Origin of the sequence: Devosia sp., from assembly GCF_034675085.1 — a bacterium.
Taxonomy (GTDB): domain Bacteria; phylum Pseudomonadota; class Alphaproteobacteria; order Rhizobiales; family Devosiaceae; genus Devosia.
Genome location: NZ_JAUCDN010000477.1, coordinates 1 through 1,639, shown reverse-complemented (window position 1 = coordinate 1,639; position 1,639 = coordinate 1). Strand labels below are relative to the sequence as shown.

2 protein-coding genes are annotated in these 1,639 nt (G+C 63.5%); both read left to right on the top strand.

Annotated features, from left to right (window positions below; genetic code table 11):
- Window positions 1–728: IclR family transcriptional regulator domain-containing protein (locus tag VDP82_RS17905; RefSeq protein WP_323016169.1), on the top strand; the 728-nt coding region annotated here is incomplete at its 5' end.
- 244 nt (window positions 729–972) lie between these two features.
- Window positions 973–1,639: substrate-binding domain-containing protein (locus VDP82_RS17900; protein ID WP_323016168.1), on the top strand; the 667-nt coding region annotated here is incomplete at its 3' end.

Sequence of the window (1,639 nt, the reverse complement as noted above, 5' to 3'; positions counted from 1 at the left end):
TGGCCAAGGGGCTCAAGGTCATCGAATGCTTCGATGAGGAACATGCCCGCCAGTCGATCACCGACGTGGCCAACCGCACCGGGCTGGAACGGGCAACGGCGCGGCGGTGCCTGCTGACGCTTCTGCATCTGGGCTATGCCGCCTATGATGGGAAGTTTTTCCGCCTGACGCCGCGCGTGCTCAATCTGGGCCATTCCTATCTCGCCGCGACGCCCCTGCCCCGCGTCGTCCAGCCCTTTCTCGAAGAGCTGTCCGCCCAGGTCAATGAAAGCTCCTCCGCCGCCGTTCTGGACGACACCGAAATCCTCTATATCGCCCGCGCCTCCCATCGCCGGGTCATGTCGATCAATCTCGGCGCCGGCGCCCGCATGCCAGCCTATTGCACTTCCATGGGGCGCATCCTGCTCGCCGCATTGCCGCCGGCAGAAGCGCATGCGATCCTGGGCCGTTCCGATCTGGTCGCCTATACGGAAAAGACCAAGGCCGACCTCACCTCGCTGCAAACCGAGCTGGCGGTGGTAGCCGCGCAAGGCTTCGCGGTCATCGACGAAGAGCTGGAGCTGGGGCTCTGCTCCATAGCGGTGCCGCTGTTCAATGCCGCCGGCCAAACAGTGGCCGCTCTCAATGTCGGCGCCCAGTCCGCCCGCGCCTCCACCTCGCATATGATCGCCAAATTCCTGCCGCTGATGCGCAAGGTACAGGCAGAAATCCGTCCCCTTATGCGCTGACGGGGACTCGCGCCAAGGGCCGTTTTCTACAGCGAGACCAGCGTTACAAACGCTGCTTTCCACTGCCCAAACTGCCGATTTCATTATGAAAATCAGCATTATAGCCTGTCATGAACACGTCATGGGATCGCAATAAAACTGTCGCGCATCGTCCATAGGGTCTGCCGCGTCACAGGGCGGCGCCGGAATAACGATACCGGATCGGCCAGCCAGGTTTGAATTGAATTCCGAAAGGGAAATCCCCATGAAGACCGCACTTTTCGCCAGTGCCGCCGTTATCGCTCTCGCCGCCTTCGGCCCCACTGCCGCCTTCGCCCAGTCGCGCGACACCATCCAGATCGCCGGCTCCTCCACCGTCCTGCCCTTCGCCTCTATCGTCGCCGAGGAATTCGGCGCCGTCTTCCCCGAGTTCAAGACCCCGGTGGTGGGCTCGGGCGGCACAGGCGGCGGCCTCAAGAAATTCTGCGAAGGCGTGGGCGACAACACCATCGACATCGCCAATGCCTCCCGCCCGATCAAGGACTCCGAGCGCGACGCCTGCACCGCCAACGGCGTGACCGACATCCGCGAAATCCAGTTCGGCTTTGACGGCATCGTCTTCGCCTCGTCCGCTTCGGGGTCCGACTTCGCCCTCTCGCCCGTCCATGTCTTCAAGGCGCTCGCCGCCAAGGTTCCGGTCGACGGCAAGCTCGTCGACAATCCTTATACCAGCTGGAACGAGATCGACCCGGCCCTGCCCAACCAGCCGATCGCCCTGGCCAGTCCGGGCTCCAACCACGGCACCCGTGAAGTCTTCCAGGAAAAGGTGGTGACCCCCGGCGCCAAGGCTGCCGGCCTGCCCGAAGGCCTGTCGGCCGAGGAAGCGAGCGCCGTCGAAACCACCTTCCGCCAGGATGTCGTGGTCGAGATCG